Here is a 14,399-nt window from a genome sequence, read left to right as displayed (position 1 = left end):
AGCGTGCCCGTGCTCAGCCGTTGAGCCAGGCCCGCAGGCGCTCCTCCCCGGCCAGGATCTTCGCCGTCTCGACGCGTTCGTCGCGCTTGTGGGCCAAGTGCGGGTTGCCGGGGCCGTAGTTGACCGCGGGGACGCCCAGCGAGGAGAAGCGGCTGACGTCCGTCCAGCCGTACTTGGGCTGCGGGGTGCCGCCCACCGCAGCGATGAAGGCGGCGGCGGCCGGGTGGGAGAGGCCGGGCAGGGCGCCCGGGCTGTGGTCGTCGACGACGAACTCCGCGACCCCGCAGTCCGCGAAGACCTCGCGGACGTGTGCGATCGCCTCCTCCTCGGTGCGGTCCGGCGCGTAGCGGAAGTTGACCGTCACGACGCACTCGTCGGGGATGACGTTGCCGGCCACTCCCCCGGTGACGCCCACCGCGTTCAGGCCCTCGCGGTACTCCAGGCCGTCGATCACCGGATGGCGCGGCTCGTACTCGGCGAGGCGGGCGAGGATCGGGGCGGCCGCGTGGATCGCGTTCGAGCCCATCCAGCCGCGCGCCGAGTGCGCCCGCTCGCCCGTGGTCTTCAGCAGGACCCGCAGGGTGCCCTGGCAGCCGCCCTCGACCTGGCCGTCCGACGGTTCGAGGAGGACCGCGAAGTCGCCGGCCAGCCACTCGGGGTGCGCCTCGGCGACGTGCTTCAGGCCGTTGAGGTCGGCGGCGACCTCCTCGTTGTCGTAGAAGACGAACGTCAGGTCGCGGTTGGGGGCGGGGACCGTGGCCGCGATGCGCAGCTGGACCGCCACTCCCGCCTTCATGTCGCAGGTGCCGCAGCCCCAGAGGACCCCGTCCTCGTCGAGGCGCGAGGGGACGTTGCCGGCGATCGGGACGGTGTCGATGTGGCCGGCGAGGATCACCCGCTCCGGGCGGCCCAGGTCCGTCCGGGCGACGACGTTGTTGCCGTGGCGGTCCACCGTGAGGTGCGGCAGGGCGCGCAGGGCGGTCTCGATCGCGTCCGCGAGGGGCTTCTCGGTGCCGCTCTCCGAAGGGAAGTCGACGAGCCACGCGGTGAGTGCGGCGGCGTCCAGGGTGAGATCAAGGGGGGTGTCGGCCATGCCGTCGACCCTAACGCGCCAGATGTACGGCACGCTTCGGTCCGCTCTTCACATACCGTCCACACCTGTCTCCTGCATCTCCGTACTCTCCAGTACCTTGTACGCGTGCCGAAGCCGTCCCCCTCCCCCAAGCGCCGCGGCCGCCGCCTTCTCCGTTTCGGGGCGGCCTGCGTGGTCCTGTCCGCCGTCGCGGGTTACGTCGTGGTCCAGTACGTCAGCGGTGGCGCCGGTGATCCCGGTTGCAGAGTCGTCTCCGGCAGCGGGACCGGGCCCTCGTACGAGTTCACGCCGGAGCAGGCGGTGAACGCCGCGACGATCACCGCCGTCGGCACCAACCGGAACATGCCCGAGCGGGCCGTGGCCATCGCGCTGGCGACCTCGCTGCAGGAGTCGGGGCTGCGCAATCTCACCCACGGCGACCGGGATTCGCTCGGCCTCTTCCAGCAGCGGCCCTCGCAGGGCTGGGGCACCGCGAAGGAGGTCTCGGACCCGGCGTACGCGGCGAACGTCTTCTACGAGCATCTGGCCAAGGTGCCCGACTACACCAAGCTCCCGCTCACAGTGGCGGCGCAGCGGGTGCAGCGCAGCGGCTACCCGGAGGCGTACGCCAAGCACGAGCCGGACGCCACGCTGCTGGCCGCCGCGCTGACCGGGACCTCGGCGGCCGCGCTGACCTGCGACGGCCGGCTGGCCGCGGCGACGGCCACCGGCCCGGACGCGGTGCGCGCGGCGCTCGTACGGGACTTCGGGCGGGACGCGCTCAAGGCGGCCGGGGCCGAGGCCGACGGCGGGACGACGTCCGCGTCGGCCGCCGGCGTTGCACCGTCCGCCGAGACCGACGGGCGGACGGTGACACTGCCCGTGTCCAAGGAGACCACCGCCGCGGGACGCAGTGTCGAGGAGCGCGGCTGGCAGCTGGCGCACTGGGCGGTGGCCAACGCGTCGGCGCTGCACATCGAGCGGGTCTCGTACGCGGGCCGGGAGTGGACGGCCGGGAACACCGACAGCAGGTGGCGGCCGTCCGGGACGGGTGCCGCGGAGGCCGCGGGGGCCGCGGGGGCGGGCGGCGGCACGGGCAGCGTGCGGATAGTCACCGGGGAGTAGCGCCCCGCGCATCAGGGCCCGTGGGCATCCGGCGGGCGGGGCATCCGGGCATCCGTACGGGCCTTCACCCGGCCGGGTTGTGCACGGGGTGCCCGGCCGGCCGGGTGCTCAGGTTTTCGCGCCGTCACTCCCGTGTGCGGCGAAACCCTTGGGAGCACAGGGCTCCGGCGGTTTGACGGACTTTCACATCGTCCCGCTTTTGCCCGTTTTTATCCACACCCGATTATGCGACGCATTGCCAACTCTTTACGTCGGGCGTCCGCAACCTTCGCGGCCTTCGAGCGGTAGTCACGGCGTCTTTGTTCTCTCCCGTCGAAGGAGCATCATGTCCCTCCCCCTGACCCGCAGGATCGCCCGTGCCGCGCTGCTCGTCGCTGCGGGAGCGGCCGCCGGGGTCGGTGCGGCCGGCTCCGCCAGTGCGGCCCCCTCCGCCCTGCCCGCCACCCCGGCCCTCGGCGGGCTGACCGCCCTGGACGCGGGCAGCGTCGGCAACACGGTCGACGGCGCGGCACAGAAGGCCGCCGGGCTCGCGGGCGAGACCGGCGGCAAGGCCGTGCAGCAGACGGTGCCGGCCGCGGGCAGGACCGGCGGCAAGGCCGTGCGGAAGGCGGCGCCGGCCGCGCAGAAGGCCGCCGGTGAGGCGGCGGGGTCCGCGGGGGGCATCCTCGGGGACACCGCGAAGGCCGCCACGAAGGGCGGACTGCCGACGGACGGGCTCACCAAGGGCGGGCTGCCGGGCGGCGCGAACCTCCCGACGAAGGGCCTGCCGATCGGCTGAGCGCCCGGCTCGGGCCGGTGAGGTGAAACGGGGTCCGGGGGTGTGCTCCCGGGCCCCGTCCCGTTGTGCTCACAGCCGCTCCACGGCCGCCCGCACCCGCTCGTCCGTCGCCGTCAGGGCCACCCGGACGAACTTCTCGCCCGCCTCGCCGTAGAAGTCGCCGGGGGCGACGAGAATGCCCCGGTCGGCCAGGTGGGCGACCGTGTCCCAGCAGGACTCGTCCCTGGTCGCCCAGAGGTAGAGGCTGGCCTCGCTGTGTTCGATGCGGAAGCCGTGGGACACCAGCGCCTCGCGCAGCAGGACGCGGCGGGCCGCGTAGCGCTCGCGCTGCTCCTGGACGTGGGTGTCGTCACCCAGGGCCGCCACCACGGCCGCCTGCGTCGGGGCCGACGTCATCATGCCGCCGTGCTTGCGGATCTCCAGGAGCGGGGCGAGGACCGCCGGGTCGCCGGCCAGGAAGGCGGCGCGGTAGCCCGCGAGGTTCGAGCGCTTCGACAGCGAGTGCACGGCGACGACGCCCTCGTACGAGCCGCCGTTCACGTCCGGGTGCAGGACCGAGACGGGGTCGGCCTCCCAGCCCAGTTCGAGGTAGCACTCGTCGGAGAAGAGCAGGACGCCGTGCTCGCGGGCCCAGGCGACGATCCTCGTCAGCTCGGCCTTCGACAGGACCTTGCCGGTCGGGTTGGACGGCGAGTTCAGCCAGAGGAGCTTCAGGCCCTCGGGGTCCAGGTCGGTCGGGTCGTCGTAGACCTCGTACCCGGCACGGGCCAGGCGCGCGCCGACCTCGTACGTCGGGTAGGCCAGGCGCGGGTACGCCACCCGATCGCCGGGGCCGAGGCCCAGCTGGGTGGGGAGCCAGGCGACGAGTTCCTTGGAGCCGACGATCGGCAGCACGTGCCGGTGCGTGACCTCGCGGGCGCCGAGCCGGCGCTCCAGCCAGCCGGTGATCGCGTCGCGCAGCGCCGGGGTGCCCCAGACGGTCGGGTAGCCGGGCGAGTCCGCCGCCTCGACGAGCGCCTTCTGGATCAGGTCGGGGACCGGGTCCACCGGGGTGCCGACCGAGAGGTCGACGATGCCGCCGGGGTGCGCCGCGGCCGTCTTCTTGTACGGCTCCAGCTTGTCCCAGGGGAAGGTGGGCAGGCGGTCGGAGACTGCGGAGGACACGGTTGCTGGCTCACTTTCTTCGGTACGGCAAACGCCTCGGCCCCGCACGGCGAGCCGAGCAGGCCGTGCGGGACCGAGGCGACGCGTCTTGGGCGGCCGCTCGAACTGGTTACTCGGCCTGCGGCGGCAGCGCGGCGACGAAGGGGTGGTCGCGCTCGATCAGACCCAGCTTGCTTGCGCCGCCGGGCGAGCCGAGCTCGTCGAAGAACTCGACGTTCGCCTTGTAGTAGTCCTTCCACTCCTCCGGAGTGTCGTCCTCGTAGAAGATCGCCTCGACCGGGCAGACCGGCTCACAGGCACCGCAGTCGACGCATTCGTCCGGGTGGATGTACAAGGACCGCTGGCCCTCGTAGATGCAGTCGACCGGGCACTCCTCGATGCACGCCTTGTCCTTCACGTCGACACAAGGCTGCGCGATGACGTAGGTCACGCTGTCGTTCCTCCTCGATAGGGCGCTGGCGGGCCTCCTCGGGCCCTGCCGCCTGGCGCGCGGGAGCGCGGCGTCGTCGATGCCCGCCCCTAGTATCTCCGTTCTTGGGCATGATCCGAACAGGAGGGGTGAACCGACCTGTGGAAATCTCGGCCTACGGACGCCTCGAGGTCCGTGTCACCGCGGCTGACGTGGGCAAACGTGTCTCCGTGCGGCGTTTGACCGACCCGGGGACCACCGAGGGGAAATTCACCGACACGGTGGGTGTTCTCACATCATGGGACGACGGTGTGCTGGTGATCACACGGAAGAGCGGTGAGAGCGTGCGGATTGACGAGTCCTCGCTGGTCGCCGCCAAGATCGTCCCGGCCGCCCCGGCCCGGCGCCGTGGCCCCGCCGCCTCGTACGAGGAGCTCGCGCGGGTCGCCGCGCGGGGCTGGCGGCCGGTCGAGAGCGAGCGGCTCGGCGAGTGGGAGCTGCGGGCCGCCGCCGGGTACACCAGGCGGGCCAATTCCGTGCTGCCGCTGGGCGAGCCCGGCATACCGCTCGACGAGGCGCTGGACGCCGTACGACGCTGGTACGGAGAGCGTGGTCTGCCGGCCTACGTGCAGACCGCGACCGGTGCCGAGGGCGCCCAGGAGCTGCTGTGCGCCGAGCTGGAGCGGCGCGGGTGGGTGCGCGAGGTGACCGCGGAGATGTGGATCGGGGCGCTCGCGCCGATCGCCGACGCCGTCGAGCCGGCGGTGGCCTCCGGGGTCGTGCTGTCGCGGGTCGCGGACGAGGCCTGGCTGGCCCGGTATCAGCGCAAGGGGGTGAGCGAGGTGGCTCTGAAGGTGCTGGGGAACTGCCCGTCGGTGTGGTTCGCGTCGGTGCCCGGTGCGGCGGCCGGTGACGCGCCCGCCGCCATCGGGCGGTGCGTCGTGGACGGGCGGTGGGCCGGGTTCGCCGCCGTCGAGGTCGATCCGGCGCATCGCCGCGAGGGGCTCGCCACGACCGTGATGGCCGCGCTCGCCCGGCGGGCCCTGGACGAGGGGGCGTCGGCCGCCTGGTTGCAGGTGGAGGAGGACAACGCCGGGGCGCGGGCGCTGTACGCCGGGATGGGGTTCTCGGCGCATCACGCCTACCACCACTACCGGGGGCCGTCGTGAGCGGCTACGCCGTCGGTGAGGTGCGGCGGCTGTTCGCCGAGGAGGTGCGGGCCGAGCGGCCCGACCTGGCCACGCTGTGCCTGCTGATCGGCGCGCAGGCGGACCGGGAGCTGGACGAGGCCGGGCTGGACGCCGCTCAGGCCGAGCTCGACCGGCTGGCCGGGCAGGTGCCGTACCGGCCGGGCGGGCCGCGGGAGTGGGCGGTGGCGCTGCGGGAGCTGCTGGGCGAGCGGCACGGGTTCCGCGGCTCCGCCGCGGACTACCAGCGGCTGGAGTCCTCGCTGCTGCACCATGTGCTGGCACGGCGGCGGGGACTGCCGATCCTGCTGTCGGTGGTGTGGGTGGAGGTCGCGCGGCGGGCGGGGGCGCCGGTGTACGGGGTCGCGCTGCCGGGACACTTCGTGGTGGGCTTCGGGCCGCCGGAGGACGTGGAGCGGCAGGTGCTCGCCGATCCGTTCGACGGCGGGCGGATTCTGGCGGGCCCGGACGCGGAGGCGCTCGTCACCCGGGCGACGGGGGCTCCGCTGGAGCCGTCCATGCTGACGTCGGCCGAGCCGATCGAGGTGATCGTGCGGATTCTGAACAACGTCCGGTCGTGGGCCGCGGCCCGGCCGGAGCGGTCGGATGTCGCGCTGTGGGCCGTGGAGTTGTCGCTCCTCGTGCCCTCCCATCCGGCTCGGCTGCGGTACGAGAAGGGGCAGTTGCTGGTGCGGCGGGGTGATTTCGTGGGGGGTGCGGTGGAGATGGAGGAGTACGCGGAGCTGGTCGAGGTGGTGGACGAGTCGGCCGCGGCCCGGGTCCGGGGGGAGGCGCAGGCGGCCAGGGCGATGCTCAACTGACCGGCCGCGGCCGGGCGTACCCCGGCAACCAGCCCCTACAACCAGCCCTTCTCCCGCGCGATCCGCACCGCCTCCGCACGGTTCCTCGCCGCCAGTTTCTGGATCGCCGTCGACAGGTAGTTGCGGACCGTGCCCTGGGACAGGTGCAGGGCCGCCGCCAGTTCCGCGTTGGTCGAACCGTCGGCCGCCGCGCGCAGGATCTCCCGTTCGCGGTCGGTCAGCGGGTTCGCGCCGCCCGCCAGGGCCGCCGCCGCCAGGGTCGGGTCGATGACGCGCTCGCCGGCGAGGACCTTGCGGACGGCCTGGGCCAGTTGGGCCGCCGGGGCGTCCTTGACGAGGAACGCGTCGGCGCCCGCCTCCATCGCGCTGCGCAGATAGCCGGGGCGGCCGAAGGTGGTGAGGACGACCAGCTTCAGCCGCGGGAGTTCCTTGTGGAGCTGGGCCGCCGCCTCGATGCCCGTCTGCCCCGGCATCTCGATGTCGAGGAGGGCCACGTCGACGTCGTGGGCGCGGGCGGCCGTGAGGACCTCGTCACCGCGGGCCACCTGGGCGACCACCTCGATGTCGTCCTCCAGGCCGAGGAGGGCCGCCAGTGCCTCGCGGACCATCGACTGGTCCTCCGCCAGCAGGACCTTGATCGTGCCGTCACTCATGAGCCGGATCCTATGTCCGGCGCGGCCTTGGCCGGGACCCGGGCGACCAGGCGGAAGCCGCGCTTGACCCGGCCCGCCTCCAGGGTGCCGCCGGCCTTCTCCATGCGTTCGGTGAGGCCGGTGAGGCCGTTGCCGGGGCCCTTGCCGGATCCGCCCGAGCCGTTGTCCTCCACGGAGAGTTCGAGGAGGGGGCCGTCGAGGGTCTGGCGGCGGACGACGTCCACGGTGGCGCGGTCGGCGCCGCTGTGCCGTACGACGTTGGTGATCGCCTCGCGCAGGGCCCAGGCGACGGCGGACTCGCTGTCCTCGGGCACCCCGTCGAGGTCGGGTTCGGCGGGCACCTCGGCGGTGATGCCCGCCGCGGTCAACGCGACCTGGGCGCCGGCCAGTTCGGCGGCCAGCCGGGGCCGCCGGTAGCCGGTGACGGCCTCGCGTACGTCGACCAGGGCCTGCCGGCTGACCTGTTCGATGTCGGCGACCTGCTGGGCGGCCTTCTCGGGGTGCGCGGGGAGCATCCGGCCGGCCAGCTCGCTCTTCAGGGTGATGAGGGAAAGGGAGTGGCCGAGCAGGTCGTGCAGGTCCCTGGCCAGGCGCAACCGCTCCTCGTTCGCGGCCAGTTGGGCGACGGTCGCGCGGGCCTTGCGCAACTCCACGGTCGTCCGGACCAGTTGGCTCACGCCCGTCATCGCGAAACCGATGAGCAGGACCAGCAGCAGGAGGTTGAGCGCCTCCTCCTCGTCGGCGTGCAGGCCGACGAGGAGCATCACCGCGCCCGTGCCCGGGATGGTCCAGAAGGCGAGGCGCAGCGGCAGCGTGATCCCGCAGGCCACGGAGACGTAGCAGAACAGGCCGAGCCAGCTGGAGCCGAGGGTGAGGACGAGGACGACGGCGAGCACGGCCATGGAGCCGATGAGGGCGCCGACGAGCCACGACGGGAAGGGGGTGGCCCCCATGTCCCGGAAGAGGAGCGAGAGGTAGACGGCGACGAACACCGCCAGGCCCAGCCAGCCGGCGACCGTGCCCGCGGTGCCGTGGTGCCCGGAGAGCAGGTCGTGCACCGGCGAGCTGAGGAACACCAGCCAGACGCCGATCCACAGCACCTTGCGCCGCCACAGCTCCCGCCGGTTGCGGGCGGCCCGGCCCAGCGCGATCGGCGGCCCCTGGGCCTCCTGGGACAGAAGGTCGTCGGTCATGGCGCTCACGCCTTCAGGGTGTCCTTCCGGTACAGCCAGGCCGCCCCGCCCGTGAACAGGGCGAAGAAGACGACCAGGACGGCGATGTCCTCGGCATGCGGGGCGCGGCTCTGTTCGATGGCCTGCCCCAGGGCAGCGTACGCGTGGGTGGGCACCCACCTGGCTATGTCCTGGAGCCACTGCGGGAAGGTCGTCGTGGGCATCCACAGGCCGCCGAGGATCGACAGTCCGAAGTAGGTGATCATGGTGATCGGGCGGACCGCGTCCCCGTTCGCGAGGTAGCCGATCGCGACGCCCAGGGCGGCGAAGACGAGGCTGCCCGCCCAGATCGCGCCGGTCAGCGCGAGCCACTGCCAGGCGTCGAGGCGTACGTGCTTCACGGCCGCGGCGACGGCGAAGACCACGATGATCGAGGGGAGGCTGACCACGGCCGCGCTCGCGGTCTTGGCGAGGACGTATCCGTGCCCGGGGAGCGTGGTCAGGCGCAGCTGCCGCACCCAGCCGCTCTCGCGCTCCTTGGCGATGCGCTCGCTGTTGCCCATCAGGACGGCGGTGAGGGCGCCGAAGGAGGCCATCGACACCATCATGTACGTCGGGAGGGTGAGGCCGGAGCCGTCGACCTTCTCCGTGGCGTCGGAGGAGCCCGCGATCAGCAGGAACAGCACCGACGGGTAGATCACCGAGAAGAACAGGAACTTGCGGTTGCGCAGGGCGCGGGTCAGCTCGAGCCTGATCAGGCCCCGCGAAGCGAAGGTGTTCACTTGGTCCTCGCCTCCTCGGCGGCGGTGATGGCGACGAAGGCCTGCTCGAGACCGAGGCCGGCGACTTCGAGGTTGCGGGGGTAGAGGCCCAGGCCGTACAGGGCGTGGACGGTGGCGTCGGCGTCGGAGGACTGGACGCGGACGGTCTGGCCGGAAACGTCGATCGTCGTCAGGAACGGCAGGGCGCGCAGTGCGGCCTCGTCGATCTCGCCCTCGAGGTCGAAGGAGATCCTGCGGGCGCCCGCCTTCGCCTTGATCTCGGCCGCCGTGCCGTCGGCCAGCAGCCGGCCGCGGTGCAGGACCAGCACCCGGTCGGCGATCGCGTCGGCCTCCTCGAGGTAGTGGGTGGCGAACAGGACGGTCCGCCCCTGGTCGGCCTGCTCGCGCATGGTGGCCCAGAAGCCCTGGCGGGTGGTGACGTCCATGCCGGTGGTCGGCTCGTCCAGGACGATCAGATCGCTGTCGCCGGCCGTGGCGAGGGCGAAGCGGACCCGCTGGGCCTGGCCGCCGGACAGCTTGTCGACCTTGCGGCCGGCGATCTGGGAGACGCCCGCGCGGGCCAGCACGTCGGAGGGCTTGTACGGCTTCGGGTGCAGGCCGCAGGCGAGCCCGACCAGTTCGGCGACCGTGACCTCGTCCATGAGCCCGCCGCTCTGCAGCATGGCGCCCACGCGTCCGGCCACGATGGCCTCGCGCGGGCCGGTGCCGAAGATGCGGACCGTGCCGCTGTCGGCCTGCTTGAGGCCGAGCAGCAGGTCGAGGGTGGTGGACTTGCCGGCCCCGTTGGGCCCCAGCAGTGCCACGGTCTCCCCCGGGTGGAGGGCGAGCGTCAGCCCGTCCACCGCACGTACGTCCCCGTAGCTCTTGCTCACCCGGTCGAAGGCGACCGCCGGTGCTGTCTTCGTCGTCATGACGGCCATCGTCGCCCCGGGCACCCGGCGGGCGTCAGTGTCGGCCGTCCCCAGTGCCGCATGACAGATGTCATGCGGCACTGTCGGCGGATCAGCTCGGGTCGGTGTCGATGACCCCGACCCGGTTCGTCCTGCTGACGAGGGCGGGGCGCAGCGCGCCGATGACGTCCTCGACGGTGACGGCCGTCTTCTGGCCGGTGCCGCGGGCGATGAGGACGCCGTCGAAGGCGTTGCCGTAGAGCTCCTCCAGCGCCTTCTTGTTGTAGCTCTCCACCAGCTTGCCGTCGACGGCCTTGACCCCGAGGAACTTCCACAGGGAGTTCTCCGGGCTCATCGGGACGGAGTGCGCGGCGTCGGTCTGCACCGTGACCTGGCCGGACATCGCCGGTTCGGCGAACTTCTTCATCATCCGGTCGACCTCGGCGTCGCTGATGGTGGGCTGCTTGGTCGTCGTCGGGACCTTCGCCGGGGTGGTCGAGCCGGTCTCCACGGCGGCGCGGAACGCCGCCACGACGGCCTCCTCGGCCTTCGCCGCGTCGATGCCCTTGCCCGCCTTGCCGTAGACGGCGACGGCCTTGCCCGACTCGAACTTGATCGTGCCCTCGGTGGCGGAGCCGGAGGCGCCCGCGGCGGTCTCCAGAGCGGCCTGGAGCTTCTCCTCGTCGACCGGCATCTCGGGCTCGACCACGCGGTGCTGTCCGAACAGCGAGCCGATCACGGAGACGGGGTTGTAGTCGCTCTTGGCGGCGTCGTCGACCGTGGCCGGGATGTCGAACTGGAGGCCCGCCTGGTCCGGCTTGAGGCTCACGGTGTCGCCGTCGACGGACAGCTTCAGCGGCTGGGCGACCCGCTTGTCGAAGGCGTCGTCGAGCTTCTTGACGGCGTCGTCGCGGGTGCCGCCGCCGATGTCGACGCCGAGCACGGTGGTGCCCTTGGGCACGTCGGAGTGGTTCATCAGCAGTCCGGCGCCGTAGACGCCGACGCCGCCGAGGACGAGCAGTCCGCCGAGCAGGACCAGCTTGCTGCGGCCCTTCTTCTTTTTCTTCTTCGAGCCGGCCGTGGACGCGGTCTGCGCGGCCGGGGCCGGGGTCTTCGGAGCGTTGGCCGCGCCGGGCGCCGTCTGGGTGCCGCCGGGCACGACGGGGATGCCGCTGGTCACGGTGTGCCCGGAGACGTTGTCCACGGGACGGCCGCCGTAGCCGCCGCCCGGCGGTTCGGGGGCGGGCTTCTGCGGGGTGAGGATCGCCGTGTCGTCGCTCAGGCCACCACCGGGGTGACGGCCGGGACCGGCGCCGACGGCGGTGCCGGGAGCGGCTCCGCGGGGGCCGCCCGGGGCGGTGGGCCTGCCGGGGGCCGCGGTGCCGGCCGGGCCGTGGGTCGCCGGGGGCACGATCAGGCCGTCGCCGGTGACCGGGCCGCTCGTCGGACCGGTGGGGCCCTGCGGGCCGCCGCCGCCGAAGGGGCCGGCGGGACCCTCGGGGCCGTTGAAGTCGTGCCGGCTGCCGGGGCCGGGGGCTCCGCCCTGGCCGTTCGGACCGCCCTGGCCGTTCGGACCGGCGAAGCCGTTGTCCGAGAAGTACGGCAGGCCGTCGCGGCGCGACTCGGCGCCGCCGCCACCCTGCGCCTGGCCCTGGCCCTGACCCTGGCTCCGCGGCGGGCGGGACGGGCCGAGCGGGCCGGCGGCCAGCGCCTCGGTCACGTCGAAGGAACCGGTGCCGCCGCCGTGCCCGGGCGCCACCGGACCGCCGGTGGCGCCGCCGGGAAGCCCGGCACCGTTCGTACCGCCCGGACGGGTACCGCCCGGCGCGCTCATGGAGCCGACCACACCGCCGGGCCGCCCGGTACCGGGACGCGCGCCGGACGGGGCGCCCGGAGCGGCCGTGCCCGAGGCACCCGCCGCACCGGAGACACCGGCGGCCGAACCGCCCGGCATCCCGGCCCCGTTGGTGGAGCCGCCACCCTGACCGCCCTTGGCCGGCCCGGACTTGCGCGGGGCGAACCAGTCGCTGGTCTTCTCCTCGGCGGCGGGCGCCGGTTCGGCGGGCAGCGCGAAGGACCCGGTGGTCTCGGACACCGAGGGACTTTCGGCGGGCGCCGACAAGGCGTCGGTACCGGTGTCGGTACCGGCGTTGTCCTCGCCCTCGGAGTCCGCGACGGGCTTGCGCACGACGACCGGCGGAATGGGCCGCGAACCCGGGATGTTGATCCGGATCCGGGTCGTCAGCGTGGTCTCGGTCTTGCGTTCCTCCGGCCGGGCGGCCGAACGGCCCGCGTCCGCACCGCCGTCGGACACCACCGGGGTGCCGTACGGCGGCGTACCCGAGGGGTACGCGGCCCCACCGCGCCCGTTGGGCCCGGAGGACGGACTGTCAGTTTCACGACTCAAGGCAGGTTCTCCAGGTTGGCTCCGCCGCCCGCCACGACCTCACGGCAGACCTGGCGGCGCGCACCACCATACTGGCCACTTCTGGCCTCTATCCCACGACCGCCGCTGAAACCCACACGGGACTCGCACGGCCGCGCCACGGCGAACTGGTACGTCACTTGCGAAGTCGGACGTCGTCGCCGAGCGGTTGCCGACCCAGGCCAAGGGTGGCGCAGATCACAGCGAGAGCCATACCGCCGAGCAGGAAGAGATAGGAGCCGCCTCCCGCGCCGAACAGGTAGTCACCTTCGGGACGGCCCGCGGTGCACAGGACGACGGCGATCATCCAGCCTGCGGCGGGCGCGACCGCGCCGGCCCGGCTGCGGGCGGCCCGGGCGCCGCCGAGGAAGAGCCCGGCCGCTCCGGCGAGCGCGAGCAGCAGCCCGCCGGGGAACCAGCCGGCCTGCACGAGGGCCCCGGCCAGGCCGGTGACCAGGCCGAGGAGAAGAAGCCCCAGATAGGCGGCGATCCGCCCGGCGGAGGGCCGCCGGAGGGGCTGGGCGAGCATGGAACCGCGGTCGGACATCACACCACTCCCTCGATGCCGGCGAACAGGTCGCTCTCCCGGGCCGCGCCCTCCTGCCGCCCGCGCACCAGTTCGTAGTACTCGGTGGTGAACAGGGGTTGCGCGAGTTCGTTGGAGAGCGCGAAGTACCGCCCGTCCGGGGCGACCTCGATCTGGGTGGCGTGCGCGCGCATCGCGGCGGCCTTCGCACCGGCGTACGCGGCGCCGTCGATCTCGGTGGTGATCCGCTCGTCGTCGACGACACCGGGGACGTCGCCGACGGCGGCGCTCTTCGTGAAGGGCAGCCCTGGCAGTTCCTCCCGGAGCCGGGCGAAGGCGGCCTCGACGACGGAGCGCGGGACGCGGTTGTAGTAGACCTTGGGGACCGTCCAGCCGGCCTCGGCCGCGAAGTCGACGGCCCGCAGGGCTACGCGGTGGGCCTGGATGTGGTCGGGGTGGCCGTAGCCGCCGTTGTCGTCGTAGGCGACGACGACGTGCGGTCGCACCTCGACGATCACCTCGGCGAGCGCCGCGGCTGCCTCGTCGACCCGGGCCTGCCAGAAGCAGGCGGGGTCGTCGTTGTCGGCGAGGCCCATCATCCCGGAGTCGCCGTAGCGGCCGACGCCCCCGAGCAGCCGGAAGTCGCCGACGCCGAGCTCCGCCATGGCGTCGTTGAGTTCGCGCAGCCGGTACTCGCCCAGGGCGGCGCCCGTGAGGTGCCGCAGGTGCGGCGGGATGACCTCGCCCCGCTCCCCGAGGGTGCAGGTGACCAGGGCCACCCGGGCGCCCTCGGCCGCGTACCGGGCCATGGTCGCGCCGTTGTTGATCGACTCGTCGTCCGGGTGCGCGTGCACCAGCAGCAGACGCCGAGCGGGCAGTTCCGTCATGCGCCCACCCTACGAGGCGGCCGCCGTCGTCCGGCCACCTCCCCGCCCGCCTGTCACCCCTCGTCGTCGAGCACGTGGGTGACGGCGGGCGCGATGCCGGCCACCCGTCCCGGATCCGTCAGGCTTACGGATCCGGATGCGGGGAAGGCGCGCAACATGGCAGCCAACGGCGAGCTCCGGTCGACCACCCACCCGAGCCCGCCTGCCGCCGCGCGTCAGAACTTGATACTGCCGATCATGCTCGCCACGCTCGTCGTCAGATCGTTGATCGTCCCCGCCATCGTCGAGGAGGCGAGATAGAAGCCGAGCAGCATGCAGACGACCGCATGACCGCCCTTCAGTCCTGACTTCTTGATCAACAAGAAGACGATGATCGCCAGCAGCACCACCGCCGAAATCGAGAGTGCCACGGCGGCTCACCTCCAAGAACCCGGGAACGTGGGGGCAGAACAGAACGAGGGAACTTGTAAATCCATACAACTGCCAGCAGGTTCATACCCACACAGCG

At 73.0% G+C, this 14,399-nt stretch carries 15 protein-coding genes; 4 read left to right on the top strand and 11 right to left on the bottom strand.

Annotated elements, in window-relative coordinates:
- Positions 1-13: 13 nt before the first annotated feature.
- Positions 14-1,093 carry a succinyl-diaminopimelate desuccinylase gene (gene dapE / locus ABT057_RS28490; protein WP_352346463.1) on the bottom strand — a complete coding sequence of 360 codons (1,080 nt, stop codon included), beginning with the start codon at positions 1,091-1,093 and terminating at the stop codon, positions 14-16.
- A 105-nt stretch (positions 1,094-1,198) separates the two neighbouring features.
- On the opposite strand from dapE, the gene ABT057_RS28485 reads away from it, so the two are divergent.
- Positions 1,199-2,197, top strand: a complete 999-nt coding sequence (locus ABT057_RS28485; protein WP_352346462.1) for a VldE C-terminal domain-containing protein — start codon at positions 1,199-1,201, stop codon at positions 2,195-2,197.
- A 325-nt stretch (positions 2,198-2,522) separates the two neighbouring features.
- Positions 2,523-2,975, top strand: coding sequence for an ATP-binding protein (locus tag ABT057_RS28480; protein WP_352346461.1), 453 nt, complete (start codon positions 2,523-2,525; stop codon positions 2,973-2,975).
- A gap of 69 nt (positions 2,976-3,044) precedes the next feature.
- Here ABT057_RS28480 and ABT057_RS28475 read toward each other — a convergent pair whose 3' ends face one another.
- Together ABT057_RS28475 and fdxA are read right to left on the bottom strand one after the other, a co-directional pair.
- Positions 3,045-4,139, bottom strand: coding sequence for a bifunctional succinyldiaminopimelate transaminase/glutamate-prephenate aminotransferase (locus ABT057_RS28475; RefSeq protein WP_352346460.1), 1,095 nt, complete (start codon positions 4,137-4,139; stop codon positions 3,045-3,047).
- 109 nt (positions 4,140-4,248) lie between these two features.
- Entirely contained in the window at positions 4,249-4,569 is a 321-nt protein-coding gene (gene fdxA, locus ABT057_RS28470) for a ferredoxin (protein WP_007495984.1), read from the bottom strand.
- Between the two features lie 140 nt (positions 4,570-4,709).
- On the opposite strand from fdxA, the gene ABT057_RS28465 reads away from it, so the two are divergent.
- Together ABT057_RS28465 and ABT057_RS28460 are read left to right on the top strand one after the other, a co-directional pair.
- On the top strand, positions 4,710-5,717 hold the full coding sequence (locus ABT057_RS28465; RefSeq protein ID WP_352346551.1) for a GNAT family N-acetyltransferase: 1,008 nt from the start codon (positions 4,710-4,712) through the stop codon (positions 5,715-5,717).
- A complete protein-coding gene (locus tag ABT057_RS28460) occupies positions 5,714-6,556 on the top strand; it encodes a transglutaminase-like and tetratricopeptide repeat-containing protein (RefSeq protein WP_352346459.1) in 843 nt (280 codons plus the stop codon). Before ABT057_RS28465 ends, ABT057_RS28460 begins: the two co-directional genes overlap by 4 nt.
- A 35-nt stretch (positions 6,557-6,591) precedes the next feature.
- Here the strand turns inward: ABT057_RS28460 and ABT057_RS28455 are convergent, their stop codons facing one another.
- The 8 genes from ABT057_RS28455 to ABT057_RS28420 form a co-directional block, all read right to left on the bottom strand.
- Positions 6,592-7,209, bottom strand: a complete 618-nt coding sequence (locus ABT057_RS28455; RefSeq protein ID WP_352346458.1) for a response regulator transcription factor — start codon at positions 7,207-7,209, stop codon at positions 6,592-6,594.
- Positions 7,206-8,411: a sensor histidine kinase gene (locus tag ABT057_RS28450; RefSeq protein WP_502973973.1), complete on the bottom strand. Its 1,206-nt coding sequence runs from the start codon at positions 8,409-8,411 to the stop codon at positions 7,206-7,208. Before ABT057_RS28450 ends, ABT057_RS28455 begins: the two co-directional genes overlap by 4 nt.
- A complete protein-coding gene (locus tag ABT057_RS28445; RefSeq protein WP_352346457.1) occupies positions 8,408-9,163 on the bottom strand; it encodes an ABC transporter permease in 756 nt (251 codons plus the stop codon). The genes ABT057_RS28450 and ABT057_RS28445 overlap by 4 nt, the downstream gene beginning before the upstream one ends.
- The gene (locus tag ABT057_RS28440) at positions 9,160-10,074 is read right to left on the bottom strand and encodes an ABC transporter ATP-binding protein (RefSeq protein ID WP_352346456.1); all 915 of its coding nucleotides are present in this window, start codon (positions 10,072-10,074) and stop codon (positions 9,160-9,162) included. Before ABT057_RS28440 ends, ABT057_RS28445 begins: the two co-directional genes overlap by 4 nt.
- Positions 10,075-10,165: 91 nt before the next feature.
- The gene (locus ABT057_RS28435; RefSeq protein ID WP_352346455.1) at positions 10,166-12,460 is read right to left on the bottom strand and encodes a hypothetical protein; all 2,295 of its coding nucleotides are present in this window, start codon (positions 12,458-12,460) and stop codon (positions 10,166-10,168) included.
- A gap of 154 nt (positions 12,461-12,614) precedes the next feature.
- The gene (locus ABT057_RS28430; RefSeq protein ID WP_352346454.1) at positions 12,615-13,025 is read right to left on the bottom strand and encodes a DUF6113 family protein; all 411 of its coding nucleotides are present in this window, start codon (positions 13,023-13,025) and stop codon (positions 12,615-12,617) included.
- Entirely contained in the window at positions 13,025-13,891 is an 867-nt protein-coding gene (mshB, locus tag ABT057_RS28425; protein ID WP_352346453.1) for an N-acetyl-1-D-myo-inositol-2-amino-2-deoxy-alpha-D-glucopyranoside deacetylase, read from the bottom strand. The genes ABT057_RS28430 and mshB overlap by 1 nt, the downstream gene beginning before the upstream one ends.
- A 215-nt stretch (positions 13,892-14,106) precedes the next feature.
- Positions 14,107-14,301 carry a hypothetical protein gene (locus ABT057_RS28420; protein ID WP_055635483.1) on the bottom strand — a complete coding sequence of 65 codons (195 nt, stop codon included), beginning with the start codon at positions 14,299-14,301 and terminating at the stop codon, positions 14,107-14,109.
- Positions 14,302-14,399 lie beyond the last annotated feature (98 nt).

The organism is Streptomyces sp. NPDC002588 (genome assembly GCF_040295925.1).
In the GTDB taxonomy this organism is placed as follows: domain Bacteria; phylum Actinomycetota; class Actinomycetes; order Streptomycetales; family Streptomycetaceae; genus Streptomyces.
Note: the sequence above shows the minus strand (reverse complement) of the source record. Positions and strands in the feature narration are given on the sequence as shown.

Coding starts and splice junctions, on each gene's coding strand:
- mshB (WP_352346453.1), bottom strand. CDS start 13,891: ATGACGGAACTGCCCGCTCGGCGTCTGCTGCTGGTGCACGCGCACCCG.
- ABT057_RS28480 (WP_352346461.1), top strand. CDS start 2,523: ATGTCCCTCCCCCTGACCCGCAGGATCGCCCGTGCCGCGCTGCTCGTC.
- ABT057_RS28430 (WP_352346454.1), bottom strand. CDS start 13,025: ATGTCCGACCGCGGTTCCATGCTCGCCCAGCCCCTCCGGCGGCCCTCC.
- ABT057_RS28455 (WP_352346458.1), bottom strand. CDS start 7,209: ATGAGTGACGGCACGATCAAGGTCCTGCTGGCGGAGGACCAGTCGATG.
- ABT057_RS28440 (WP_352346456.1), bottom strand. CDS start 10,074: ATGACGACGAAGACAGCACCGGCGGTCGCCTTCGACCGGGTGAGCAAG.
- dapE (WP_352346463.1), bottom strand. CDS start 1,093: ATGGCCGACACCCCCCTTGATCTCACCCTGGACGCCGCCGCACTCACC.